At 58.1% G+C, this 25,103-nt stretch carries 25 protein-coding genes, 1 tRNA gene and 1 pseudogene; 18 read left to right on the top strand and 9 right to left on the bottom strand.

Annotation, left to right across the window (positions count from 1 at the left end):
- Positions 1–115: 115 nt before the first annotated feature.
- Complete coding sequence (secA, locus tag GA830_RS02005) at positions 116–2,842, top strand: preprotein translocase subunit SecA (RefSeq protein WP_195163464.1); 2,727 nt, start codon at positions 116–118, stop codon at positions 2,840–2,842.
- A gap of 52 nt (positions 2,843–2,894) precedes the next feature.
- On the opposite strand, the gene GA830_RS02000 is transcribed toward secA, so the two are convergent.
- Positions 2,895–3,233 (bottom strand): antibiotic biosynthesis monooxygenase, encoded by a 339-nt coding sequence (locus tag GA830_RS02000; RefSeq protein ID WP_195163463.1) that lies wholly within the window; start codon positions 3,231–3,233, stop codon positions 2,895–2,897.
- Between the two features lie 199 nt (positions 3,234–3,432).
- Here GA830_RS02000 and GA830_RS01995 point away from each other — a divergent pair, with 199 nt between their 5' ends.
- From GA830_RS01995 to GA830_RS01970, 6 genes and pseudogenes are all read left to right on the top strand, one after another.
- Positions 3,433–4,842 carry a lipopolysaccharide biosynthesis protein gene (locus GA830_RS01995; protein WP_195163462.1) on the top strand — a complete coding sequence of 470 codons (1,410 nt, stop codon included), beginning with the start codon at positions 3,433–3,435 and terminating at the stop codon, positions 4,840–4,842.
- On the top strand, positions 4,842–6,125 hold the full coding sequence (locus GA830_RS01990) for a GNAT family N-acetyltransferase (RefSeq protein ID WP_195163461.1): 1,284 nt from the start codon (positions 4,842–4,844) through the stop codon (positions 6,123–6,125). The genes GA830_RS01995 and GA830_RS01990 overlap by 1 nt, the downstream gene beginning before the upstream one ends.
- Before the next feature lie 307 nt (positions 6,126–6,432).
- Positions 6,433–6,935 (top strand): annotated as a pseudogene (locus GA830_RS20555) (Csu type fimbrial protein).
- A gap of 24 nt (positions 6,936–6,959) precedes the next feature.
- The gene (locus tag GA830_RS01980; protein WP_195163460.1) at positions 6,960–7,676 is read left to right on the top strand and encodes a fimbrial biogenesis chaperone; all 717 of its coding nucleotides are present in this window, start codon (positions 6,960–6,962) and stop codon (positions 7,674–7,676) included.
- Positions 7,651–10,065 (top strand): fimbria/pilus outer membrane usher protein, encoded by a 2,415-nt coding sequence (locus GA830_RS01975; protein ID WP_195163459.1) that lies wholly within the window; start codon positions 7,651–7,653, stop codon positions 10,063–10,065. The genes GA830_RS01980 and GA830_RS01975 overlap by 26 nt, the downstream gene beginning before the upstream one ends.
- 5 nt (positions 10,066–10,070) lie before the next feature.
- On the top strand, positions 10,071–11,021 hold the full coding sequence (locus GA830_RS01970) for a Csu type fimbrial protein (RefSeq protein ID WP_258045627.1): 951 nt from the start codon (positions 10,071–10,073) through the stop codon (positions 11,019–11,021).
- Positions 11,022–11,025: 4 nt separating this feature from the next.
- Here GA830_RS01970 and GA830_RS01965 read toward each other — a convergent pair whose 3' ends face one another.
- A complete protein-coding gene (locus tag GA830_RS01965; RefSeq protein WP_195163458.1) occupies positions 11,026–12,075 on the bottom strand; it encodes an ornithine cyclodeaminase in 1,050 nt (349 codons plus the stop codon).
- Between the two features lie 2 nt (positions 12,076–12,077).
- Entirely contained in the window at positions 12,078–12,998 is a 921-nt protein-coding gene (gene rocF, locus GA830_RS01960) for an arginase (RefSeq protein ID WP_258045528.1), read from the bottom strand.
- A gap of 124 nt (positions 12,999–13,122) precedes the next feature.
- Here rocF and GA830_RS01955 point away from each other — a divergent pair, with 124 nt between their 5' ends.
- Entirely contained in the window at positions 13,123–13,560 is a 438-nt protein-coding gene (locus tag GA830_RS01955; RefSeq protein ID WP_195163456.1) for an Lrp/AsnC family transcriptional regulator, read from the top strand.
- 91 nt (positions 13,561–13,651) lie between these two features.
- Here GA830_RS01955 and GA830_RS01950 read toward each other — a convergent pair whose 3' ends face one another.
- Positions 13,652–14,263: a DUF938 domain-containing protein gene (locus GA830_RS01950; protein ID WP_195164716.1), complete on the bottom strand. Its 612-nt coding sequence runs from the start codon at positions 14,261–14,263 to the stop codon at positions 13,652–13,654.
- A gap of 125 nt (positions 14,264–14,388) precedes the next feature.
- Positions 14,389–14,473 (bottom strand) — tRNA-Leu (locus GA830_RS01945).
- A gap of 188 nt (positions 14,474–14,661) precedes the next feature.
- Between GA830_RS01945 and GA830_RS01940 the strand changes: the two genes are divergently transcribed.
- Positions 14,662–15,249 (top strand): YqaA family protein, encoded by a 588-nt coding sequence (locus GA830_RS01940; protein ID WP_195163455.1) that lies wholly within the window; start codon positions 14,662–14,664, stop codon positions 15,247–15,249.
- 23 nt (positions 15,250–15,272) lie between these two features.
- Positions 15,273–15,785, top strand: coding sequence for a disulfide bond formation protein B (locus GA830_RS01935; protein ID WP_195163454.1), 513 nt, complete (start codon positions 15,273–15,275; stop codon positions 15,783–15,785).
- 2 nt (positions 15,786–15,787) lie between these two features.
- On the opposite strand, the gene GA830_RS01930 is transcribed toward GA830_RS01935, so the two are convergent.
- A complete protein-coding gene (locus tag GA830_RS01930) occupies positions 15,788–16,345 on the bottom strand; it encodes an HNH endonuclease (RefSeq protein ID WP_195163453.1) in 558 nt (185 codons plus the stop codon).
- Between the two features lie 129 nt (positions 16,346–16,474).
- Entirely contained in the window at positions 16,475–17,116 is a 642-nt protein-coding gene (locus tag GA830_RS01925) for a DNA-3-methyladenine glycosylase family protein (RefSeq protein WP_195163452.1), read from the bottom strand.
- A 75-nt stretch (positions 17,117–17,191) separates the two neighbouring features.
- On the opposite strand from GA830_RS01925, the gene gluQRS reads away from it, so the two are divergent.
- Together gluQRS and GA830_RS01915 are read left to right on the top strand one after the other, a co-directional pair.
- Complete coding sequence (gluQRS, locus tag GA830_RS01920) at positions 17,192–18,073, top strand: tRNA glutamyl-Q(34) synthetase GluQRS (RefSeq protein ID WP_195163451.1); 882 nt, start codon at positions 17,192–17,194, stop codon at positions 18,071–18,073.
- Positions 18,074–18,174: 101 nt separating this feature from the next.
- Entirely contained in the window at positions 18,175–19,053 is an 879-nt protein-coding gene (locus GA830_RS01915) for a DMT family transporter (RefSeq protein WP_195163450.1), read from the top strand.
- Position 19,054: 1 nt separating this feature from the next.
- Here the strand turns inward: GA830_RS01915 and GA830_RS01910 are convergent, their stop codons facing one another.
- Positions 19,055–19,948, bottom strand: a complete 894-nt coding sequence (locus GA830_RS01910) for a methyltransferase domain-containing protein (RefSeq protein ID WP_195163449.1) — start codon at positions 19,946–19,948, stop codon at positions 19,055–19,057.
- Positions 19,949–20,031: 83 nt separating this feature from the next.
- Here GA830_RS01910 and GA830_RS01905 point away from each other — a divergent pair, with 83 nt between their 5' ends.
- Genes GA830_RS01905 through GA830_RS01890 form a run of 4 tightly spaced genes read left to right on the top strand, consistent with a single transcriptional unit; the run spans position 20,032 to position 22,399 of the window.
- Positions 20,032–20,817, top strand: a complete 786-nt coding sequence (locus GA830_RS01905; RefSeq protein ID WP_195163448.1) for a ComF family protein — start codon at positions 20,032–20,034, stop codon at positions 20,815–20,817.
- A gap of 24 nt (positions 20,818–20,841) precedes the next feature.
- On the top strand, positions 20,842–21,102 hold the full coding sequence (gene grxC, locus GA830_RS01900; RefSeq protein ID WP_195164715.1) for a glutaredoxin 3: 261 nt from the start codon (positions 20,842–20,844) through the stop codon (positions 21,100–21,102).
- A 14-nt stretch (positions 21,103–21,116) separates the two neighbouring features.
- On the top strand, positions 21,117–21,977 hold the full coding sequence (locus tag GA830_RS01895; RefSeq protein ID WP_195163447.1) for a carbon-nitrogen hydrolase family protein: 861 nt from the start codon (positions 21,117–21,119) through the stop codon (positions 21,975–21,977).
- A complete protein-coding gene (locus tag GA830_RS01890) occupies positions 21,974–22,399 on the top strand; it encodes a DUF1178 family protein (RefSeq protein ID WP_195163446.1) in 426 nt (141 codons plus the stop codon). The genes GA830_RS01895 and GA830_RS01890 overlap by 4 nt, the downstream gene beginning before the upstream one ends.
- A gap of 14 nt (positions 22,400–22,413) precedes the next feature.
- Here GA830_RS01890 and ubiG read toward each other — a convergent pair whose 3' ends face one another.
- A complete protein-coding gene (gene ubiG / locus GA830_RS01885) occupies positions 22,414–23,166 on the bottom strand; it encodes a bifunctional 2-polyprenyl-6-hydroxyphenol methylase/3-demethylubiquinol 3-O-methyltransferase UbiG (RefSeq protein ID WP_195163445.1) in 753 nt (250 codons plus the stop codon).
- Positions 23,167–23,413: 247 nt separating this feature from the next.
- Between ubiG and GA830_RS01880 the strand changes: the two genes are divergently transcribed.
- Complete coding sequence (locus GA830_RS01880) at positions 23,414–24,340, top strand: ABC transporter ATP-binding protein (RefSeq protein ID WP_195163444.1); 927 nt, start codon at positions 23,414–23,416, stop codon at positions 24,338–24,340.
- Positions 24,337–25,098: an ABC transporter permease gene (locus GA830_RS01875; RefSeq protein WP_195163443.1), complete on the top strand. Its 762-nt coding sequence runs from the start codon at positions 24,337–24,339 to the stop codon at positions 25,096–25,098. The genes GA830_RS01880 and GA830_RS01875 overlap by 4 nt, the downstream gene beginning before the upstream one ends.
- Positions 25,099–25,103 lie beyond the last annotated feature (5 nt).

The raw sequence follows: 25,103 nt of genomic DNA, 5'->3' as shown, positions 1-25,103 counted from the left end.
TCCTTCGACTTTGCGTCCAGAAGCGAATTCGGGGCGCTTTTTTGATAAATTCTGCCCCGGCGGATTGTCACGGCTGCACCGGCCGAGCTGTCGGCACGTTTGAAAGGACCATTGGATGGTCAGTCTCGGCGGCCTCGCCCGCAAAATCTTCGGTTCTTCCAATGATCGCCGCGTGAAATCGATGCGGCCGCGTGTTGAGGCAATCAACGCGATGGAAAATGAGATGGCGGCGCTTTCCGACGCCGAATTGCAGGCTAGAACCGCGCAGTTTCGAGCTGATATCGCCAATGGCGCCTCTCTGGATGACCTTTTGGTGCCTGCCTTCGCAACCATGCGCGAAGCCGCAAAGCGCGTGCTTGGTATGCGGCCTTTTGACGTTCAACTGATTGGCGGCATGGTGTTGCATGAAGGCGACATCGCTGAAATGCGCACAGGTGAAGGCAAGACACTGGTCGCTACGTTGCCGGTGTATCTCAACGCGCTGGCTGGGAAGGGCGTACACGTCGTCACCGTGAACGACTATCTCGCTTCGCGTGATGCGGAATGGATGGGTCGCGTTTACAAGTTTCTCGGGCTGAGCGTCGGCATAATCGTGCACGGTCTTTCGGACGAGGAGCGAAAGGCCGCCTACGCATGCGATGTGACCTACGCCACAAATAACGAGCTCGGCTTCGACTATCTGCGCGACAACATGAAGTATGAGCGCTCCCAGATGGTGCAGCGCGGCCATAACTACGGTATTGTCGATGAGGTGGATTCCATCTTGGTCGATGAGGCGCGGACGCCGCTCATCATTTCCGGTCCGCTTGAAGACCGTTCCGAAATGTACAACACCATCGATGCCTTCATCCTGCAGTTGCAGGCAGAGGACTACGAGGTTGACGAAAAGCAGCGCACTGCGATCTTTACCGAAGAGGGCACTGAAAAGCTCGAAAACCTTTTACGCGATGCGGGTCACCTTAAGGGTGAGTCCCTCTACGATGTTGAAAATGTTGCCATAGTGCATCACGTCAACAATGCGCTGAAGGCACATCGGCTTTTCCAGAACGACAAGGACTACATCGTCCGCGACGACGAGATCGTCATCATCGACGAATTTACTGGACGCATGATGCCGGGTCGCCGATTCTCCGAGGGTCTGCACCAGGCGCTCGAGGCCAAGGAACATGTGGCGATCCAGCCTGAAAACCAAACGCTGGCGTCGATCACCTTCCAAAATTATTTCCGTCTCTATTCGAAGCTTTCCGGAATGACTGGAACGGCGCAGACGGAAGCTGAGGAATTCGGCAATATTTACGGGCTGGAAGTTATCGAGATACCGACCAACCTGCCGGTGCTGCGTCTTGACGAAAGCGACGAGGTTTATCGAACGGTCGAAGAAAAATACAAGGCCATCATACGCGACATTCGCGAGGCTAGCGCCAAGGGCCAGCCGATCTTGGTAGGTACAACGTCCATCGAAAAGTCGGAACTTCTGGCCGAACGTCTGCGTAAGGAAGGCATGACGGGGTTCAAGGTGCTGAACGCCAAACAGCATGAGCAGGAAGCTTCCATCGTGGCGCTTGCCGGTGTTCCCGGCGCGGTGACGATCGCAACCAACATGGCTGGCCGCGGCACCGACATCAAGCTCGGCGGCAATGAAGAAACCCGCTTTGCACTTGAGCTTGGCGATATGCCCGAAGGCCCTGAACGGACGGCACAGGAAGAGGCTATCCGTCAAGATATACAGCGTCAGAAAGAAAAGGCGCTTGCCGCTGGCGGCCTCTACGTTCTGGCTACCGAACGCCATGAGTCGCGGCGCATCGACAACCAGTTGCGCGGTCGTTCTGGTCGCCAGGGTGATCCTGGCCGGTCAAAATTCTTCCTGTCGCTGCAGGATGATCTGATGCGAATCTTCGGTTCAGAGCGCATGGATGGAATGCTGCAGAAGCTTGGCCTCAAGGAAGATGAAGCCATCATCCACCCCTGGATCAACAAGGCTTTGGAGAAGGCCCAGAAAAAGGTCGAGGCGCGCAACTTCGACATACGCAAGAATCTGCTCAAATATGACGACGTGATGAATGACCAGCGCAAGGTCATTTTCGAGCAGCGCATCGAGTTGATGGATGCCGAAAGCCTTTCCGAAACGGTTGGCGAGATGCGTCAGGACGTGGTTGACGACCTGGTAGCCAAGCATATTCCTGAAAACGCCTATGCCGAGCAGTGGAATGTTGCCGGTCTCAAACAGGATGTCATTCAGAATCTCAATCTCGACCTGCCCGTAGAGGAATGGGCGAAGGAAGAGGGTATCGCCGAAGAGGAGATCCGTTCGCGTGTTTCGGAAGCGGCCGACAAAGCGGCTATGGACCGGGCCGAACGTTTCGGCCCCGAGGTAATGGCCTATGTGGAGCGCTCGGTGGTCCTCCAAACACTTGACCATCTGTGGCGCGAACACATCGTCAACCTTGATCATCTGCGTTCCGTAGTGGGTTTCCGCGGCTACGCGCAGCGCGACCCGCTCAACGAATACAAAAGCGAGAGCTTTGAGCTATTCCAGGCGCTTTTGGGAAACCTGCGCCAGAACGTCACTTCTCAGCTGATGCGCGTTGAACTGGTTCGCGAGGCTGCCGAAGCGCCGCCGCCCGAGGCACCCGAAATGCACGGCCACCATATCGATGGTTCTACAGGCGAGGACGATTTCGGCGACGCCGAACTCCTGGTTCGCCATGAAGCGGCAAAAGTGGTTGCACCGGAAGACCGCGACCCGAACGATCTTGATAGCTGGGGTAAGGTAGGCCGCAACGAGGCCTGCCCCTGCGGCTCCGGGAAGAAATACAAACACTGCCACGGTGCATTTGTATGATGAAGCGTTAGATCGGGGGGCCGGTCTATCGCTTAAAGACCCCGGTCGATTGTCATTCGGCAACTGGCCGGTAATTGCCCATCTCGGCCTTGATGCCGAGTCTGGCAAAAAACTGCTGTGGGTCGAAATTGTTCTTTGCGTGCAGGACCTGAACCTGTTTGCGGGCGTTTGCAACCACGTCCTCGTTATCCCATTCTGCGACGGTCACAATCGTTAATTTGGCCTCGTCAAGGTGTTGCTCAACGATAAAATCCTGCCGAAAACCATCCTGTTGGCGTAGCACAGCGTGGGTCTCGTGCACACGGGCAAGAAACTCCGTGCGTGCAGCGACGGGCACGAGAAAACTGTCGATCCGATAGTAGGGTTTGGCGGTTTGCGTCGGCTTGTTCATTTGGTGGGTATCCATCTTTTCGCTGGCTCGGAAATCCAGCCCTAGGACTTCAAGTGCAGTTGAGGTCAAGGGCAAATTTGTACCGGTGCACTTTGCAACGTGTGCTTCACTCCGGGCGGATTGCAGGCTGCTGCCCAACCGTTTCTTAAAGAGTTGTGGCTATGCCTGTTGGATACGAAGGGAAACGGAGAAAAATGCGTTGCGCTTTTCCGCGGCAATGACTGCCGAGCGGCTTTTGCCGCAGCGACTTGCGCTGCGCGCGCGGCCTATGCTCAACCGCGTGGACGCGCTGCTTTTCTCAAACGATGAGCGGGGCAGCGCTGGTCGTATGTCGCTTATCGCTTTCTCCATCCGGATTTTCAACGCTGCCGTGGCCTTTGTCAGCCAAGTGTTGCTGGCCCGCTGGATGGGCAGTTTTGAGTATGGGATTTTCGTACTCGTCTGGGTGACGATGATCATCGTTGGCAATCTTTCCTGCCTCGGGTTCCACACCTCAGTCATCCGCTACATCCCCGAATATCTAGGCCAGAAACGTCTTGCAGAACTGCGCGGTATCCTGCTCGTCAGCCGGGTGTTCGTGCTCATCGCCTCAACGACAATTGCAGCCGCCGGGATGATTGGATTGTGGCTGTTCGCGTCGATGGTCGAGAGCTATTATGTGGTGCCGTTTTATCTAGGTATCATCTGCATCCCGATGATTGCTCTGTCTGACGTCCTGCAAGGTATTTCGCGGGCCAATTCATGGACGATTTCTGCATTGGCGCCGGCCTATATCACGCGTCCCACTCTCATTTTGCTAATCATGGGTGCGGCATTGCTTGCCGGCTACGAGCCATGCGCGTCGAACGCAATCATTGCGGCCATCCTTGCGACCTATCTGACGACAATCTCACAACTGATTGAGGTAAAGACGCGGCTTGACCGCAAATTGCCGGCAGGCCCGCGCACCATCCACATGCGCGAATGGTTTGTGATCTCCCTGCCGATCTTCCTGGTCGAAAGTTTCTTTTTCCTGCTCACCAATGCTGATGTCTTGATGGTTGGCGCGTTCATGCAGCCTGACGACGTGGCAGTCTATTTCGCGACCGTGAAGACGTTGGCGCTGGTTCATTTCGCATATTTTGCGGTGAAAGCCGGAGTGGCGCAGCGCTATTCGCATTTCACGCACACCGACCCGGATCGACTGGCGGCGTTTGCGCGCGAAACCGTTTCATGGACGTTCTGGCCGTCGCTTTTGATGGCGGCGGTAGTATTGGCCGTCGGCGAGCCCATGCTGGCGCTGTTCGGCCCCGAATTCGTGCGCGGTTACCCACTGCTGTTCTTGCTCGTTATAGGCGTGGTGGCACGCGCGGCCGTCGGGCCAGCGGAAAGCGTTCTGACGATGAGCGGCAACCAGAATGTCTGTGCTGTGGTTTACGCGCTGACGCTTGCATTCAACGTCGCTCTGTCAGTCGCCTTGATCCCCCTGTTCGGTCTTTGGGGTGCCGCCATTGCGACTGCCTTGTCGATGATTTTTGAAGCGTCTGCCCTGTCATTTACGGTCTGGCGCAAACTCGGGTTCCTGATGGCCATTTTTGTGCCGGCAGTGCCGGCCAAAGGAGCAGACTGATGGTCGCTATCCCGCTGCTGGAAGAACTGAGCGGCAGCCCTTCTGCGCCGATGATTGCCGAACTGGCGGGGCTGAGAAATGCCGCGGTTGAGCGCGCCCAGATTGAAACGCTGGGGGATCACCGGCCGCCGCGCAAGCTGGCGATCTACTCAGCCTCGGCGGGTTTCGATCTGGTCGAGGAGCTCGACCATCTGACACCGCGTACCATCGAGTCGAATGTATTTTTCAATCCACGCTTTCTGGCACCGGCGATGCCACGACTGGATGATCGCGAAGTGCGGTTGGCGGTTATCCGTGACGGTGATGAGTTTCGTAGCCGGCTGAGACTTCTAGTGCCGTTTTCAATCGAGAGACCAACCATTCCTCTTGGCGTCTCAATCATGCGTAGCTGGGCCAGTCCTTTCGGCCCTCTTGGCACCCCACTCGTCGACAGAGACGACCCAGCCGGCGTGCTAGAGGACCTATTTACCATTTTGTCGCGCAAGCATCTGAAGCTTCCCAAGGTTTTTGTCATGCCCGACATCCGGCTTGACGGGCCAGTTTCAACGATCCTCCGCTCAATCGCGGATACCAAGGGACTTGCTCTTGTCACCACAAACCAGAACGAGCGGCCATTTCTGGAGAGCAGACTGGAAGGCGAGGACTATTTCAAGCAGGCGCTAAGACCGCATCATCTGCGCGAATTTCGCCGTCTCAAACGCCGACTGGCTGATCAAGGCGTTCTTGAATATCACGTGGCGCGCGATGAGGATGAGATCAGGCGTGGCGCCGAAGCATTTCTGACGCTCGAGGCTGCCGGTTGGAAGGGGCGTGAACGCACCGCCATGGCGATCGACCGCTACCGTGCAGCCTTCGCGCGCGAAGCGGTATTCCTGATGGCCGAACGGGATCTGTGCCGGGTCCATTCGTTGACGCTGGATGGAGTTGTCATTGCCTGCCTGATTGTGTTCCTAGAAAACGGCATCGCTTATACTTGGAAGACGGCCTACGACGAACGCTATGCGGCGTTCTCGCCTGGCGCGCTTCTGATGATCGAGGTCACCCACAACCATCTCGATGATCCCAACATCATGGCGACTGATTCCTGCGCTGTGCACGATCATCCTGTGCTCAGCCGCCTCTGGACCGAGCGAAAGCCTATCGGCACCATGGTGCTGGGGCTGACGCCGGATGCTGACAGGGCAGCACGCCAGGCGGCCTCGCAATTGCACCTCTACAGCGAAACTCGCAATATGGCGCGTATGTTGCGGAACCGGGTCAAGGAACTTTTCGGCCGTCGCTAATGAACGCTACGCTGAGCCGCGGCGTAGATAATCCCATATCGACCGTTTGCTGGTCCCATTACTAGAAAGTGGCGGGCCGCGCCGCCGTGCAACCGATTTCAACCCAAAGTTTGAGCGCTCGTGCAGGCCACGCAAAGCAATGCACGTTTAAAGTGTTGTTAGTCATGTCACACTCTCGCTCTACGTGAAACTTCTTCTAATCACCCGAATTAATTGAATCGTTACGACTAGAGGACCAAAACGGGGTGGGACAGGGCTTACTTGACGATCAACCCGCGATTTGCGGGCTATCTTGAAGGAGCGTCTTATGAAACTTGTACCATTGGCCCTAGTGGCCGCCGTCGCGACAACTCTGACACCTATGGGGCCGGTTATGGCTGCCACGTCGACGGCCAACATGAATGTTAGAATTACGATCCAGGCAGCATGTTCGGTAGGTTCCGCTAGCGACATGGACTTTGGCACGCAGGGCGTGATAATGCCAATGTTGATCAGATCAGCACGGTCAGCGTCCAATGCACGCTGCTCACCCCTTACACGTTGGGATTGGGTGCTGGAAATGGTGCCGGAGCAACGATCGCTGCGCGCAAGATGACTAATGTCGCCGGTACGATCGACTATTCGCTCTATACCGATTTACTGCACACCGATGTCTGGGGAACAGGCGGAGGTGGTGCGAACGGATCAACTGTTCCCGGCATTGGTACTGGTCTTGCTCTTCCCCACATCGTTTATGGACGCGTTCCGCCGCAAACCACCCCTGGACCGGGTGTCTATACGGATGTCGTAGCGGTTACCGTCACATACTGAACAACGAGCGGAGGAACTTGTATTATGCGTTTCCTACCGAAACTCAGTACTGCCATCGCGCTTCTGACGCTTGTATCACCGATTGCCGACGCTGCGTCGCTGCAGGTGGCTCCGACAACCATCGAGATGCTGGCGCCCGACAGCGCGGGCATGCTCAACCTTCACAATGATGGCAAAGCACCGATCCAGGTGCAGGTCCGCGTGTTTCGCTGGAGTCAAAAAGGCGGCATCGAAACGCTGGAGCCAACCGCTGCGGTCGTGGCTAGCCCTCCGCACACAAGGCTTGCACCCAACGCTGACTATGTCGTCCGTGTTGTGCGCGTTTCCAAGAGCGTGGTGAAGGCAGAGGAAAGCTACCGCTTGGTGGTCGATGAGGTGCCTGATCCCTCCCGCCTGAAGGCGGGTACGGTGGCGCTCGTGGTGCGGCAGTCCATACCAGTCTTCTTTCGAAATCCTGCCGCATCGGGGCCGGAAGTGTCATGGAAGCTGAAAAAGAACGGTAGCAGCCTGATGCTTGTTGCACAAAACAAGGGCGCGAGCCGGCTTCGCCTTGCTGATATTGGTCTGTCTCAGGATGGCAAAACGATTGCCAGCAGTCCCGGTCTTGTCGGCTATGTGCTCGGCGGGGCTACCATGCAATGGCCGCTCGGAGGGGCGAACCGGCTGTCCGGATCTAATGCCAAACTGTCCGGAGCCAGCCATCTGGGGCCGATCGATGCGCAAGTTGCGGTCGGCCGCTAGGCTCACGGTACTACTTGGTTCGCTGGCGGTATCTGTCTTCCCGGCCTTTGCCGAGGAGACCGATACGCCGCGCGCTGACCAGACCGAGGCAGAGGTGCCGGCGGTGCGTGAGCTCTATCTCGAAGTTTTCATGAACATGGTGTCGACGGGGCTGATCGGGAACTTCAAACAGCTTGCCGATGGAAGTCTAGCGACCACGATAGACGAACTGGTCGAGATCGGGTTGAAACCGCAGGGCGCGCCGGTAAGTGCCGATGGGTTGGTGAGGCTCGACGACCTGCCAGATGTTTCAGCCGACCTCGACGAAGCGATGCAACAGCTTTACATCATCGCCACCAACGATGCGCGGGCCCCCAAAATCGTCGATGTTGCCGGCCCGGGGAAGACAGAGCGCATCAAGCCGCAATCGTCGATAGGGGCAGTTCTCAATTATTCACTGTTTGCCAGCTCCAATACCCTGTTTGAGGGCGAAACCAACCTTTTTGAGGGCATTACGGGTGGATTTGAAGCGCGAGCTTTCGGGCCAATGGGGACACTCAGCCAAGGGTTTATAGCCGGGTATTCAGAAGGCAAACTGGGTGACGTCACAAGGCTTGCCACTACCTGGAGCTATTCCGACCCCGAGCGCATGATGGTTTACCGGGCCGGCGACTTTACTTCCGGCGGCCTAGGCTGGACACGACCGGTTTATCTCGGCGGTATCCAGGCGCAGCGCCGCTTTTCCTTGCGCTCCGACCTTGTGACATTGCCGCTACCATCTTTTGCAGGCACTGCTGCGGTGCCGTCGACGCTGGAAATTTACACTCAAAATACCCGCAGCTATGCTGGCGATATATCCGCCGGGCCATTCCAGGTCATCAACGTGCCGGCCTATTCTGGTGGAGGCGAGGCGCGCGTCGTGGTGCGCGACAGCCTTGGGCGCGAGACGGTGACGACGTTGCCGTTTTACACGTCGAACTTGCTTCTCGCCAAAGGCCTGCTGGATTTTTCGGCAGAGGTTGGCTATCCGCGCCGCAACTTTGGCGTCGAGTCCAATGACTATGATGACCGTCTGATGGGTTCAGCGACATTCCGCTACGGGCTGACAGACCGTCTGACGTTAGAGGGGCACGCCGAAGGCGGAGACAGCCTGATCAATGGTGGCCTTGGCGTGGCTTTCCCGCTTGGCCCGTACGGCGTTGCTTCGCTTGCTGGCGCCGGTAGCTATCATGACGGGCGAACCGGTGGGCTGGTAAATGCTACTGTCGAGCTCAGCCACTCAGGGTTCACGCTTTACGGTCGCGTGCAGAGAGCATTTGGTGATTATCAGGACATTGCCTCGGTAACGGCCATGCCCGCGCTGTCCGACGAACATGGACTGCCGATCTTCAGTGCCGGGGTGCCGCGGGCCATTGAACAGGTGACGCTCAGCGCGCCGATGCCGCTCGACATGTCCAGCCTCAACCTTTCCTATACTCATATCAAGGACGCCGAAGGTGACAGCAGCCAGATTGTCGGCGTGTCCTACCGCCAGCAGGTGTTCAAGCGAGCGTCGCTCTTTGCCACCGCCTTCAAGGATCTGGACGATCGCGATAGCTTTGGTGTCTTCGCCGGCTTATCATTTTCACTGGGAGAGTCTGTAACAGCATCCTCAGCAGTCGAGTATGGGCCTGATGGCACCAGCGTCGCGGCCGACGTGGTCAAGTCGGAGCGGCTTGAGAATGGCAGCTATGGCTGGCGCCTGCATGCTTCTCAGGGTGCTGTGGTCAACCGATCGGCTTCGGGCAGCTACCGCGCGCCGTTTGCCCGCATGCAGGCCGGCATCCAGCAATATGCCGGCGACGTTCGCGCAACCGCGCAGGTGGACGGGGCGTTGGCGATGGCAGGCGGTGCCATCTTTGCCACGAACCATATTCATGACGCGTTTGCGGTTGTTGATGTGGGGGCGCCCGATGTCGATGTGCAGTTGCAGAACCGCCCGATTGGAAGGACCAATCGCAATGGCAAGATTCTTATTTCCGATCTCAACTCCTATGAACCCAACACGCTTTCCATTGATCCAAGCCGCTTGCCGATCGATGCAAACGTTCCTGTAACCAAAGAAGTGGTAGTTCCTGCTGATAGGAGCGGCGTGGTCATCAACTTTGGCGTGACTGAGAAAGCGGCAGCCGCACTGGTCAAATTCGTCGACGGCAACGGGACGCCGCTGGGAGTTGGGATGGAAGGCAAGGCCAACGGATCGTCGGAAACATTTGTCATTGGCTATGATGGCGAAGCCTATGTGACGGGCCTGCAGACCCAGAACTCGGTCCACGTGTTATTGGCAGGTTTGGCCAGTTGCGATGCCAGCTTTGCCTACCGCGAAAGCCCAGGCGAACAGGTGGTCATCAGCGGGGTGGTCTGCCAATGACCCGGATGATGCGGTGCAGTCTGTCAGCTTTATTTTTGACGGTAGCGCTAGGTTGGACAAGCAGCGCCAGCGCGCAGTCCTGCAACTTCACGGTCAGCACTCTCAGCTTCGGCAATGTGGATACGTTGTCGGGAAGCGCAACCAATTCAACGGCAACAATAAGCGCCAGTTGCAGCGGCTATTCGGTCTTGACTCCACGTGTGCTTGTCTGTCCGAATATCGGAGCGGGCACCGGTGGGGCTACCGCTGGCGCTCGGCAGATGGCAGGCGCTGGTACGCTCAACTACCAACTCTATTCCGACGCCTCGCGCACGGCAGTATGGGGGTCTTACGCCTGGCCCTATCCGGCGCGAGCGCCGGCGATGGCGGTAGGACTCCTGCTTGGCGCAGGCTCGGCCAGCGATACGATTTATGGCTCGGTGTTTGGCGGCCAGCAGGCGGTGCCGACAGGAAGTTATCTGGCTGCCTTCAGCAGCGCCGATGTCGAATTTCTATACCGCGCGACGTCGAGCAGTGACTGCACGACACCCAGCGGCACTGCTGCACGTCCGACTTTCAACGTGACAGCGAACATTCCCGCGAACTGTCTGGTTTCAGCCCAAAATCTCGATTTCGGAACCAATGGTGTTTTGAACACCAATGTCGATGCCACGGGTGGCGTCGCCGTGCAATGCACGCAAAACAGCGCCTATTCGGTGTCGCTTGGTGGCGGCAATGCCAATGGAACACCGACGGAGCGAAAGATGTCCAGGCTTCTCGAGAGCGTTACCTACGGTCTTTACAAGGATGCAGCGCGTAGCCAGCCGTGGGGAGACGTGGCAACACCGGGCAGCACCGTGCCGGGCTCCGGCAGTGGCGGCACTCAGAATTTCACCGTCTATGGCCGTGTGCCAGCGCAACAGACCCCCTCGCCGGGGGTGTACAACGACACGGTGGTGGTGACCGTTACATATTGAGTGATCAGGCGGCTACTGGCGTCGCTCGTAGCAACATCCCGAAAAGGTCGCGTGGTTCGTCAGGGTCAGCCAGCAGGTCAAGCTCGTCGTAAAGGCCCGTCTTGCCCAATTGGTCCCGGACATAGCGCAGTGCCGAAAAATCCTCGATGGCAAAGCCGACGGAATCAAACAGCGTTATTTGTCGCGCGTCGGTCCGGCCTTGGGTTTTTCCAACGATCACTTCCCACAGTTCCACCAGCGGATGATCGTCGTCGAGCTGCTGGCTTTCGCCTTCGATACGAGTCTGAGGTGGATATTCGACGAAAATGCTGGAGCGCAACAGGATGTCCCGGTGTAGTTCAGTCTTGCCCGGGCAGTCGCCTCCGACCGCGTTGATATGGACGCCGTTGCCTACCATGTTGTCGGTGAGAATGGTGGCGGAGCGCTTGTCGGCGGTTACCGTGGTGATGATATGTGCACCCTCGACTGCTTCCTGGGCGGATGCGACACAGTCAATGTCGAAACCGTAGCCCTGAAGATTTCTGGCGCAGCGCTGAGAGGCCTGTGGGTCGATGTCGAACAGCCGCAGACGCTTGATGCCGACCAGCGCCTTGAACGCGACTGCCTGAAATTCGGACTGGGCGCCATTGCCGATAATGGCCATGCATTCGGAGCCTGCCGGTGCCAGATACTTCGCTGCCATCGCCGATGTCGCTGCGGTGCGTAGCGCAGTGAGGATGGTCATTTCGGTCAACAGCATCGGGTAGCCATTGCCGACATCGGCGAGTACGCCGAATGCGGTTACCGTCTGGCGTCCATCGCGCGTGTTTTTCGGGTGCCCGTTCACGTACTTGAAGCCGTAGAGCTGGCCGTCGCTGGTTGGCATCAGCTCGATGACACCATCCATGCTGTGGGACGCGATGCGCGGGGTCTTGTCGAACTGCTCCCAACGCCGAAAGTCTTCCTCAATGTAATCGGCAAGCTCTCGAAGGAAGCGGTCTATGCCGATGGCGTGTACCAGCTTCATCATGTTGTCAACGCTGACGAAGGGTACGATGTTCAGGTGTTCAGTCATTTTCAATAGCTCCGGGTCGGGCGGTCCATGATGCTGCGGCCCATGAGGCTCGCAGTCAGGTCGACCATCAGGGTAGCCGTGCGGCCGCGTTCATCGAGGAAGGGGTTCAGCTCAACAAGGTCGAGGCTGGTGACCAGGTGGCTGTCATGCAGCATTTCCATGACCAGATGCGCTTCGCGAAAAGTCGCGCCACCTGGAACCGTGGTGCCAACGGCGGGCGCAATAGAGGGGTCCAGAAAATCGACGTCAAAGCTGACATGCAACATGCCGTTTTCCGCGCTGACGCGTTCAAGGAAGGTGCGCAACAGCGGGGCTATGCCCATCTCGTCGATGGCGCGCATGTCATGCACGGTGACGCCGGCATGACGCAGCGCTTCGCGCTCTGCCCGGTCAACGCTGCGGATCCCCATGGCGCAAATGTTTTCGGGGTCAACCGGCACCGCAAGGCGCGGAAAAAAGCCCTGGAAGCCTGCCTGACCGCTGGCATAGGCCAACGGTACGCCGTGCAAATTTCCACTGTTTGTGGAATCGAGCGTATGAAAATCCGGGTGGGCGTCCAGCCAAAGAACAAAGAGCGGGCGTTTCGCCTCGAATGCGCGCCGTGCCATGCCGGCCAGGGTACCGGCGGCAATGCTGTGGTCGCCGCCTAGAAATATCGGAACCGCGCCGTCAGCAGCGTGGTAGGCAGCTTCCGTGATGGCGGTCGTCCAGGCGACGATTTCGGGCAGGCATTTCAGGGACGTGTTGCCGTGAACGGCCGGTCGCGCCTCGCGCGGCACCACAGTTCCAAGGTCGGTTAGCGTATGGCCGAGTTCCCTCAGCGCGAGCGCCAGTCTTGCAGTACGCAAGGCACTTGGCCCCATTTCGCACCCCATGCGCCCGGACCCATCTTGGACCGGCATCCCGAGTATCGTAAAATGCACTTTTTGTTACCCCGATATTCTGCAGCGCATCCAAGCCGGTAATGCTGGCAATTTGAATGGCTCAAAGTGGCAAAAGCGCGAGAAGGGCTTGCCAAATTGGCAGGTATGGCTTTCAATTTGGAACATGGATACAATCGACGAACAGCTGATCACTCTTTTGAGACACGATGCGCGGCGCAGCATTTCGAACCTGGCGGTGGATCTCGGGGTCTCACGTGCGACCGTACGATCGCGGGTTGCGCGGATGGAACGCGCCGGCATTATTATCGGATATACGGTGATCTTGCGGGCGGATGCGGTCGACCAAAGCGTTCGGGGCATTACGATGATTGAAATTGAGGGTCATGCGGCGGACCGGGTGATCCGCACACTTGGTGGTTTTGCGGAGGTGACAACCATCCACACCACCAATGGCCGTTGGGACCTGGTTGTCGAACTCACCACTCAAACCCTGGCCGAATTCGATGCGATACTGCGCCGCATCCGGCTGGTGCAGGGTATCACGGGCAGCGAAACCAGCCTGCTGCTGGCAACTCCAAGGAGCACGCGGGCACGACTTTAAACGGTTGGCGAACCAGCAGCGCCTTGGCGTGAAGCTGGAGCAACACAGAGATGCGCGATCAAAAACCAGAATGTTGGATTCAATGGGAGGATCAGCAGCGTCGAAAAATCACGCTCAGATTGTTTGCTGGCATCTCGATACGCGCGATCTGCTCGAACCCGGAATCCCCTGCCATGCCACGGAGCATTGAAAGATTGCGCAATCCCCATTCTGGATTGCGTTGTTTCAGGCTCTGATTGAAAGCAACATTGCCGGGGAGGGTCTCGCGGTCGTCTTCCTCGAAGGGCCCATAGAGATATAGCAGCCCGCCGCACTCCAGTAATCTGGTGGCTCCGCAAAATAGTCCTTTGGTCGCTGTCCATGGCGCAATATGGATCATGTTAACCGCCACGATGGCGTCCGCGTTCGAAACCGGCCAATTCATTTTTGAGGCATCAAGAAGCAGAGGCGCAAGCAGGTTGGGCAAATTAGCGTCGCGTTGTAGGACCGTCAGCGCATCCACCGCCACAGCGTCAATCTCGGTAGGCTGCCAAGTCCAATGCGGCATCTGGGCGGCGGCATGCAGGGCGTGAGCCCCAGACCCGGAGGCGATCTCGAGAACACGCGCATCCGCAGGCAGAAATTCACGTAATACGCCGAGAATGGGATCGCGGTTTCGCATCGCCGATGGTGGGAAAACATCTGGGCTACCAAGAGCTTGCATCCGCGGGATCCCAGCGAGGCGTTGATAACTAGTCCGGAAGAAAACTAGCCACAATCCAGCCCGCAGGCAACTCGCGCCCCAACCTGGTAAATACGGTTTAAATCGCACAGCGTTAGAAGCTGAAATGGTGCCCCTGGCCGGAATCGAACCAGCACTCCTTGCGGAACTCGATTTTGAGTCGAGCGCGTCTACCAATTCCGCCACAGGGGCCCGGCCACGATTTAAGGTCGGACAGCGAGCGGACTATACGGAGAGGGGGTGGCGCGTCAACTCTGCAAAGCCAGAACTGCAACGATGGCACGATCAATTTGACAAAAGCCTACTCTATTGCGACCGCCTGCACCATTGTGCGTCGAAGCGTGCGGCTGTAAGCATCCCCGCGCAAACTGGGATTTCCGATGCTTCGCAGACTGTATGACTGGACGCTCTCACTGGCAGCGCGTAAATCGGCCGAATGGTGGCTGGCGTTTATCGCGTTCATTGAAAGCTCGGTCTTTCTTGTCCCCGCCGATGTGCTGTTTCTGCCGATGGCGCTCAGCCGTCCGGAACGCGCTTATCGCTATGCCTTGATCGCGACTATTGCTTCGGTTCTGGGCGGCATTGCTGGCTGGTTCCTTGGCCATTTTGCCTATGAGGCAGTAGCCAGGCCGGTGCTGGAATTTTACGGCAAATATGATAGTTTTGAAGCGCTGCGCACCTCAAGCGGCATGGGTTTTATCGTCCTGATGCTCATCACTTCGGGTCTTGCCCATCTGCCGCCGATAAAGGTGGTAACCATTTTGTCCGGCGTCATTGGCGTCAATATATGGATTTTTATCCTTGCGGCCATAGTAGCGCGCGGCGCCCGGTTTTACTTCCTAGCCTGGTTGCTGAAGAAACATGGGGAGCCGATCCGCGAGTTCATCGAGAAGCGGCTCGGGCTTTTGGCAGGATTGGGGGCGGGTGCCCTTATTCTGCTATATCTCGCCGTCAAATATTTTCACTGATCTGATTTTTACGGAACCCATTCATGACAGCTTTCAACGCACCCATAGGGCGCAACCAGATCCAGGGCGCTGTGTTTCTGGCGCTTGCCATGGCCGCTGTGGTTGGCGGCGCGCTCGCCTTTGAACATCTTGGTGGCTACATGCCATGCAAGCTGTGCTTGGAGCAGCGCACGCCCTATTATGTCGGGGCGCCGCTGATGCTTTTGGCCGCTCTCTCTGCCACCTTGCGCATTCCCGCGCCGCTCACCCGTGGATTGCTGCTCTTCGGCGCTGGTCTGATGGCCTATGGGCTTTATCTCGCTGTTTTTCATTCCGGAGTGGAATGGGGCTGGTGGCCTGGCCCCAGCGATTGCGGTGCGGTCACTTCGGCCGCGACGGGGGGAAACGGCGTTCTGGATGTACTTAACACGATCATTCCGCCGTCCTGCGACACGGCGGCGCTGCGATTTCTCGGGCTGTCGATGGCTGGCTGGAATGCGATTGCTAGCCTGATCCTGATGGGGGTCGCAGTTCGGGCGGCCTTTTTGCGCGGCTGAGCCTACGGCTCCAGTTCGACATCCCAGTAGAGATAATCGATCCAGCTTTCGTGCAGATAGTTTGGCGGGAAGCGTTTGCCGTTGTTGTGCAGGTCATGCACAGTCGGCTGGAATGGCTTCTGGATGGGCCACATTTTCGCTTGGGCCGGCAGCATGCCGCCCTTGCGCAGGTTGCACGGCGAGCAAGCGGCAACGACGTTTTCCCAGGTCGTTGCGCCGCCGCAATGGCGCGGGATCACATGGTCAAAGGTCAGATCTTCCGGTGTGCCGCAATATTGGCACTGGAATCGATCGCGCAGGAATACATTAAAACGGGTGAAGGCGGGATTGCGTGAGGGCTTCACATAGGTCTTCAGCGAAACCACGCTTGGCAGCCGCATCGAAAACGTAGGTGAGGAAACCTGGTGCTCGTACTCGGCAACAATGTGCACCCTGTCCAGGAACACAGCCTTGATGGCGTCCTGCCACGACCATAGCGACAGGGGATAATAGCTGAGCGGGCGATAATCCGCATTCAGCACGAGCGCGGGCAGCCCATTTGGCGACACTGCGATCGTCACGTGTGGCACCTCCTTGGCTCCAGAACCGATCGGCGCAGATAGTGTAAGCCCGAGGTGACAGGAATGTGAAGCCGTCTCGTTACGATTCCGGTTGGACGAGCAACGTGCAACTCCAGTGTTTTGTTCGGATTACTCAACGGGGATGGCGTCGCGCCCCTTCCATTCGCGGTAATATGCCCAGAACAACCGAGCGGCTATGCCCCGCCACGGGCTCCATGATTCGGCCAGTGCGGCGAGAATTTTTTCTCCAGGCCGAGGCTCAATGCCAAACGCGTGGCCGACAGCAGCCTGCAACGCGACGTCTTTTGTGGGAAACACATCGGGATGGCCTGCGGCGAACAGCAGATAGCATTCGGCGGTCCATGGGCCGATGCCTGAGATCTGTGTTAGCCGGGCAATGGCCTGGTCTGCATCGAGGGTGCACAGATGGTGCAAGTCGAGCCCGTCTTCCACAGCAGCAGCAACAGCCAGAAGCGTTCTTTGCTTGGGGCGTGACAGTCCTGCCCTGCGAAAGATATCTTCGTCGGCGGCCAGCACCGCGCTGGGGGTCAAGGGGTCGAGCATTTTGACCAGTCGGCCAAAGATCGCCTCGGCACTGGCACGGCTCACCAGTTGGGACACGACAATCGAGGCAAGATGTTGATACCCCGGTTCAGAAAGGCGCAGTGGCACCTTCCCGGCTATGGATCGCACCTTTTCCAGCCGAGGGTCGAGCAGGCAGAGCGTATCGAGCCCGGCTTCAATGTCGGCATCTGACTGAATACGATGCATGGGGGACCTTGTTCCTGTTGGGCACTCACCGTAGCAATCGTCTGGAACATCACACAACAGGATTGCCGTCTGGCCATGACGCTGCTGACATTCCGATTTGCACCCAGTCCGAATGGCGAATTGCATCTGGGTCATGCGCAGTCGGCATTGCTGAACCATGACATGGCACGCCGCGTTGGCGGGCGGTTTTTGCTCAGGATCGAAGACATCGATACGTCCCGCTGCACGCCGGAATTCGAGGCCGGGATCTACCGCGATCTTGAATGGTTGGGGATAGAATGGGAGACCCCAGTGCGGAGACAGTCGGAACATTTCGCCGACTATGAAGCTGCGCTAGCCCGACTGATCAAGGCCGGTTTCGTATACCCCGCATTTATGACGCGTGGTCAAATCCGCGGCTTTCTGGCTGAACGCACCATTGCGGGAGACCTTTGGCCACGTGATCCGGATGGCGCTCCCCTCTATCCGGGGCTCGACAAAAAACTTTCGGAGAGGGGGCGTCTCAAGCGTATCGCGTCAGGCGAGAGCTTTGTCTGGCGGCTTGATGTCGAGAAAGCCTGCGGGGCATTGCCGGCGGAAGAGCTGTCATGGCAGGAGGCAGAGGATGGCAGCTGGGAGGCTCGCCGAACGATATTGGCCGAACCACGACTGCTTGGCGACGTGGTGATTGCGCGCAAGGAAATCCCGACCAGCTATTTCCTCTCGGTGGTGGTGGATGATGCGCTGCAAGGGGTTAGCCATATTGTCCGCGGGCGCGACCTTTATCAGGCCACAGCGATTCAACGTCTGCTCCAGCAGCATCTCGGCCTGCCTGCGCCACTCTATTTCCACCACCGGCTGATCGAAGGGCCAGACGGGCGCAAACTCTCCAAATCGAACCGTGACAGCGGTATTCGTGCGCTGCGCGAGGCTGGTGTCACTCCCGCTGACGTGAGACGAATGGTCGGTCTGGAGTGAATTTAGTGCAACTGGGCTGGTATTGAAGATTAGATTGTTTGCTTTGCGCGCCGAGCGGAACGGTCTACAGCGGGGCTTTCAACCCTCTGTGGCGCCCCTTCATGATTTCTCCGGTTCGGCTCGTTCCTGCCCTTTTTGTTGTGCTCTGGGCTACCGGTTTCATCGGCGCGCGCTATGCGATGCCCTGGGCGGAGCCATTTAGCTTTCTCGCAGCCCGTTTCGGCATTGCGGTTCTCATCGTTGCGGGCATTTTGTGCTTGGTGGCAGTGCGAAGGTCTAGCCGCGTGGGCATCGCCAATGCGATGTTTGCCGGGGTTCTGATGCACGGTCTTTACCTGGGTGGCGTGTTTTGGGCGATCCACCGCGGCATGCCTGCTGGTATCGCAGCACTCATCATGGGTTTGCAGCCGCTGGTCACGGCGCTTCTGGCCGGAAAACTGCTTGGCGAGACGGTTTTACCTAAACACTGGCTAGGTCTGGCCATCGGATTTGCCGGCGTGATCATCGTCCTTTCGCCGAAATTCGGCACGCTTGGCAGTGGCATCACCGTGGCGACGCTCGGTGCTGCGCTTGTCTCGATGTTCAGCATGAGCCTTGGCACTGTATGGCAGAAACGCCATGGCGGGGAGACTGACATGGTGACGGGGACGATGTTTCAATATCTCGGTGGTGCGCTGGTGATGGGCATCGCTTCGGCCTGGCTGGAAACGCGCACCTTCACCCTGAATGGCGAACTGGTCTTTGCTATGACGTGGCTGGTGCTCGTGCTGTCCATTGGCGCGATCTTCCTTCTGATGTATCTCATCCGGGAGGGCGAGATGTCGAAGGTCGCATCGCTTTTTTATTTGGTGCCAGCCGTCACGGCGGTACTGGCTTGGGTGCTGTTCGGAGAGGCATTGACAGTGGTGCAGATCGCCGGGATGGCGGTGACCACCTTTGGTGTTGCGCTGGCGACCGCAAAGCCGGTGGGCGCAGTCTAAATCAGGTTTCGCTGCGATCACTCCCCGTTTCGATGTCATCGAGAAATTTTGTCAACGAGGTTTTGGCCGAGCCCGGTTTAAGGGGTGTTTGCTGCGAGGTATGTGGAGCCCAGCCGGACAACCAGATAAACGAGAATGTCGCGCGAATGCGCCCATCGGGATCGGCAAAGCGCTCGGCATAGATTTCAGCGGCGCGCTGAAACAGGTGTCGTGTTCCTGGCTGGCGTGATCGGTCGGCCAGCGAATTGGTGGTTCCCATGCCGCGCAGGTCTTTCAGCAAGCCGAACATCGTGTCGTAGCGCACGGTCACTGTTTCCACATCCGCTACCGGGAGGGCAAAGCCAGCGCGCTGCAACAGGCCTCCGGCTTCACGCACATCGGCAAGCGGGCTTACTCGCGGGCTGGCGCCGCCTCTGATTTCGGTTTCTGCGGCAAGCAGGCACTCGCGCAGTTCGGCAAGGGTACCATTGCCTGAAAAGGCCGCGAGAAACAGCCCATCCGGCTTCAGCGCCCGCCGGATCTGGATAAGGGTACCCGGGATATCGTTGATATCCTGGAGGCCAAGCAGTGACACCACGAGATCAAGACTTTCCGGGTTCAACGGGATTTTCTGTCCAGCGTTCGCGACCGCGCCGCCCTCCGGACCGAGCATCGCGCCATCCGTCTCGATGCGGGATATGCTGTCGACCTTGCCGGAGGCGCGCAGCGTTTCGGTTGCATGTGCCGTCGTTGAAAAGAGCGCGGCGGCGGTAGGAAAACGGCGTTCCACCGTCGACAGGCGCTCGGCAAGATCGTCCGCGACGCGCGTCATCAGAAAGGCAGCGCCTGCGTCTGCAGATGCCAAAGCGCGGCGTTTACGCGCCACGATTAATGCTTCGTCGAAGATTTTTTCCAATTTACCATGCTCCACACAATCGCGTGCTTGCCGGGCCACTAATTCTCCAGTCAGATGTGGACTAGAGCATTTGAGAAAAGCACGTGACTGATCTGGCACGGGAGATCAAGGGATTTGCGTCGTCGGCACTGCGCTGGCCGGCGCGGCTTTTGTTTCCACCGGTTTGTGCCGGTTGTCGCCGTCAGACATCTCAACCGGGAACACTGTGCGCGGCGTGCTGGCCGCAGCTTAAGTTTTTGGAGCGACCGTGGTGCGAGGTGATGGGCACGCCGTTCAGCCATGACATGGGCGAGGGGTTCCTGTCGGCGGAAGCGATCGCCAACCCGCCGCCCTTTGGGCGGGCGCGGGCGGCGGTTTCTTATTCCGGCATCGCCCGGCAGATGGTGCAGGGGCTGAAATATCACGACCGTACCGACCTCGCGCCGTGGATGGCTCGGTGGATGCTGCGGGCGGGAAGAGACCTGATTGCCGACGCTGATCTGGTCGTGCCGGTGCCGCTCCACTGGCGGCGATTTCTTTCACGCCGTTTCAACCAGTCGTCCGAACTGGCGCGCGCAGTTGCCCGGCTTGGTACTAGGCCATTCGAACCAGGTGCGCTCCATCGCGTTAAGGGGACACGTCAACAGGTGGGCTTGAAGAAGTCCGAACGCGACGCCAATGTGAAGGGTGCGTTCCAGGTTCCCGCGGCGGCGGACATTAAGGTGAGGGGACGTACCATCCTTCTCATCGACGATGTCTATACGACGGGCGCAACGGTGAGGGCGGCGACCTTGGCGCTTAAGCGCGCAGGTGCCGCCCATGTTGATGTGCTGACCTTTGCGCGTGTTATCCCGGGGGACTTTCAGGCGGGCGAGGTGGAAACTATATAGGATGGGTAGAATGGAAGAGACATGATGGCCGAAGTGACGATTTACACCCGCATGATGTGTGGCTACTGCGCGGCGGCCAAGCGGTTGCTCGACAAAAAAGCCGTCACATACACCGAGCATGACGCCAGCTTCTCACCGGAACTGCGCCAGCAGATGATAGACCGTTCTGGGCGTTGGACGTTCCCACAGATTTTCATCGGCGAGACGCATGTGGGCGGCTCGGATGAACTGCACGATCTGGACAAAAGCGGCAGGCTTGACGCTATGCTCGCTGTCGGCAATTGAAGAGGACGGAGACCATGGGGAATTTCAAGGCAGCCGCAATCCAGATGCGCTCCAGCATCGATCCGAAGAAGAACGCGAGCGATTTTGAACAGATGGTGCGAGAGGCGGCCGCTAAGGGCGCAACCTATATCCAGACGCCGGAAATGACCAATGCTATGGTGCGCGACGAGGCTGCTCGTTCGTCGCTGTTCGGGACGGTTGACGAGGACATTGTGGCGCAAACGGCAGCAAGGATCGCCGCCGAGCTATCAATTACTATCCATGTCGGTTCAAATGCCATCGTTGCCAGCGACGGCAAGCTTGCCAATCGCGCGCTGGTCTATGACGCCCACCGTGGCCTCGTAGCTACCTATGACAAGGTGCATATGTTTGACGTGGATTTGGACAATGGCGAAAGTTGGCGGGAGTCGGCGGCCTATGAGCCAGGTCTAGAGACCGTGGTGCTCGACCTGCCGCAGGGCCGGTTCGGTCTGGCGATCTGCTTTGATGTGCGGTTTCCGCAATTGTTTCGCGCGCAGGCCCTAGCCGGCGCCGAGGTCCTGACTGCGCCTGCTGCCTTTACCCGACAGACGGGAGAAGCGCATTGGCATGTTTTGCTGCGTGCACGCGCTATCGAGAACGGAGCATTTGTTATTGCCGCCGCGCAAGGCGGGCTTCATGAGGACGGCCGCGAGACGTTTGGACACTCCCTCATCATCGACCCATGGGGCAAAGTGCTGGCCGATGCCGGCAATGATGAACCCGGTATCGTCTATGCCGATATCGATACCGACGCGGTGGCTGCGGCACGCCGAAAAATACCCAACCTCAAGAATGCACGCGAATTTTCGGTGCGCATGATCGGCACAAAGGCCGGTTTGAGGGCGGCATCTTGATCCGCTTTTCACTGGGCTGTGAGCGCGACCACGCGTTTGAAGGCTGGTTTCGCAACAATGAGGATTTCGAAACTCAGCAGAAGCGGGGCTTTGTGGAATGCCCGGTCTGCGGTTCGCATTTGGTCGAAAAAGCGCTGATGGCACCTGCGGTCTCAACCGGCCGCAAAAAGGAAAAGATGGCATTGACGCTTGATGCAAGTCAGCGTCAGGCGATGGCTGAGCTGAAGGCGCTATCGGAGAAGATGCGTGCCAACTCTGAGGATGTCGGCGATAAATTTGCCGAAGAGGCACGCAAAATCCACTTTGGCGAGACTGATGCGCGCAGTATCTACGGCGCAGCTACGGTGGATGAGGCGCGCGGTCTGGTTGAGGACGGGGTTGAGTTCATGCCGATACCCTCGTTTCCCGACGATCGGAATTGAGCGTCACGGATACGTCACGCCTCGGCGGGTTTTTCCGCCAGGACCATATAGTTGACGTCCATGTCCGTTGATCGCTGCCAGCGGTCGGCGAGCGGATTGTATGTCACGCCGGTGCGGTCAGTGGTCGACAGCCCGGCCTTGACTAGGGCAGCGTCCAGTTCTTCGGGACGGACAAGCTTGCCATATTGGTGGGTTCCTCGCGGCAGCCAGCGCAGCACGTATTCGGCTCCAATGATCGCCAGGCCGAGCGCTTTCAATGTACGGTTGATGGTCGCCACGAACATGATACCGCCGGGCTTGAGCATCTCGCCGCATTTGCTGATAAAAAGCTCTACGTCGGCGACATGTTCGACCACCTCCATATTGAGAATGACGTCGAATTTTTCGCCTTCGTCGGCCAGATTTTCGGCTGTGGTGGCGCGATAATCGATGTCGAGGCCACCCTCAACTGCATGTAGCTTGGCGACCTCGATATTGTTAGCAGAGGCGTCGGCGCCCACTACTGTCGCGCCAAGCCGCGCCATCGGTTCGCACAAGAGTCCGCCTCCGCAACCGATATCAAGGATGCGCAGGCCCTCGAATGGGCGCGCAGCGCGCGGGTCGCGGCCAAAGCGGGCGGCGATTTGGTCCCGGATATAGGCAAGGCGGACAGGGTTGAACTTGTGCAGTGGGCGGAATTTGCCGTTTGGGTTCCACCATTCGGCGGCGAGGCTTGAAAAGTGCTCGATCTCGCGGGCGTCGATTGTCGTTCGGCGGGCTTCGGGCATAGTCTCGGTGTCTCCTTGGAAGGCAAGGAAGTCGGGTTCCCGCAGCCGAATGTCAAGACTGGACAAGTCAATAGAACTCTGCTTCGCATCCCGGTGCCATTGTTGCGCGGTGTCGGGTATTGGCAGCATAGGTTGCATTCGGCTTCCGGATATCTCTCAAAACTATGGTATTGCACCGTCGGCTCTCCCATATGCCATTCGCATCAGCGCACTTGCCCTTCCTTCCGCTCTCAACGGCAGCCCCATCATGCAACCAATTATCGCGATAAAAAGCCTTTCCAAGACCTATTCCACCGGTTTTGAGGCGCTGAAAAGTGTCGACCTTGATGTGACGAAGGGCGAGATTTTTGCCCTTCTGGGCCCCAACGGCGCCGGCAAGACAACGCTTATCGGTGTCGTTTGTGGACTGATCAATGCCAGCACCGGTTCGGTCACAGTCGGAGGCCATGATATTATCACCGATTACCGCGCGGCCCGCGCGATGATCGGGCTGGTGCCGCAGGAACTGCATACCAACGCGTTCGAGACGGTATTTGCGGATGTATCCTTTACTCGTGGCCTGTTTGGTAAGCCGGCCAATCCCGCACTGGTGGAGAAGATCCTGCGCGACCTTTCGCTGTGGGACAAAAAAGACGCCAAGATCATCACTCTTTCGGGTGGCATGAAACGTCGGCACATGATCGCCAAGGCGCTGTCGCACGAACCGGATATTTTGTTCCTTGATGAGCCGACGGCCGGCGTTGACGTCGAGCTGCGCCGCGACATGTGGAACCTGGTGCGAAAGCTGCGCGAGACAGGCGTCACCATCATCCTCACGACGCATTACATTGAGGAAGCCGAGGAGATGGCCGACCGGATCGGGGTCATCAACAAGGGCGAGATCATCCTTGTCGAGGAAAAGGCACGGCTGATGCAGAACTTGGGCAAGAAGCAGCTCACGCTAATGTTGCACGAGCCGATGGACGTCATTCCGCCGGGGCTTAGCGGCTATGACCTTTCGCTGGGTAAAGAGGGGGCTGAGCTCACCTTCACCTATGACAGTCGCGGTGAGCGCACTGGCATCACGTCGCTGCTTGCCGATCTCTCCAAAGCCGGGGTTCGCTTCAAGGACCTGCAGACGAGCCAGAGCTCGCTGGAAGATATCTTCGTGAATCTGGTGAGGGACCGGGCATGAACTGGCGCGCCGTCAAATCCATCTATGTGTTCGAGATGCAGCGCGCTTTCCGCACGCTGTTTCAGAGCATCGTTTCGCCGGTCATCTCGACATCGCTGTACTTCGTGGTTTTCGGGACCGCCATCGGGTCGCGCATCGAGAGCGTGGAAGGGATCAGCTATGGTGCTTTCATTGTGCCCGGATTGATCATGCTGACACTTTTGACCCAGTCGATCGCCAATGCCTCATTTGGCATCTACTTCCCTAAATTCACGGGCACGATCTATGAAGTTCTGTCGGCGCCGGTCTCCTATTTCGAGGTAGCACTGGCCTATGTTGGTGCTGCTGCGACCAAATCCACCATGCTTGGGTTGATCATTCTGGCCACAGCATCACTTTTTGTACCGCTGACCATCCAGCATCCGCTGACTATGGTGCTGTTCCTAGTGCTCACGGCGGTGACGTTCAGCCTGTTTGGCTTTATCATCGGCATTTGGGCCGACGGTTTCGAGAAGCTGCAGCTCATTCCGCTTCTGGTTGTCACCCCGCTCGCCTTCCTCGGCGGCTCGTTCTATTCGATCCAGATGCTGCCGCCCTTCTGGCAGACGATCTCGCTGTTCAACCCCGTTGTCTATCTGGTCAGTGGGTTCCGCTGGTCTTTCTTTGGCACGTCGGATGTCAGCGTTGGAGTGAGCATCGGCATGACGCTGATGTTTCTGCTGGCCTGCTTGGCTGTCGTGGCGTGGATCTTCCGGACGGGGTACCGGCTGAAGACATAGTGTCT

Origin of the sequence: Mesorhizobium sp. NBSH29, assembly GCF_015500055.1 — a bacterium.
Lineage (GTDB): Bacteria > Pseudomonadota > Alphaproteobacteria > Rhizobiales > Rhizobiaceae > Neomesorhizobium.
Note: the sequence above shows the minus strand (reverse complement) of the source record. Positions and strands in the feature narration are given on the sequence as shown.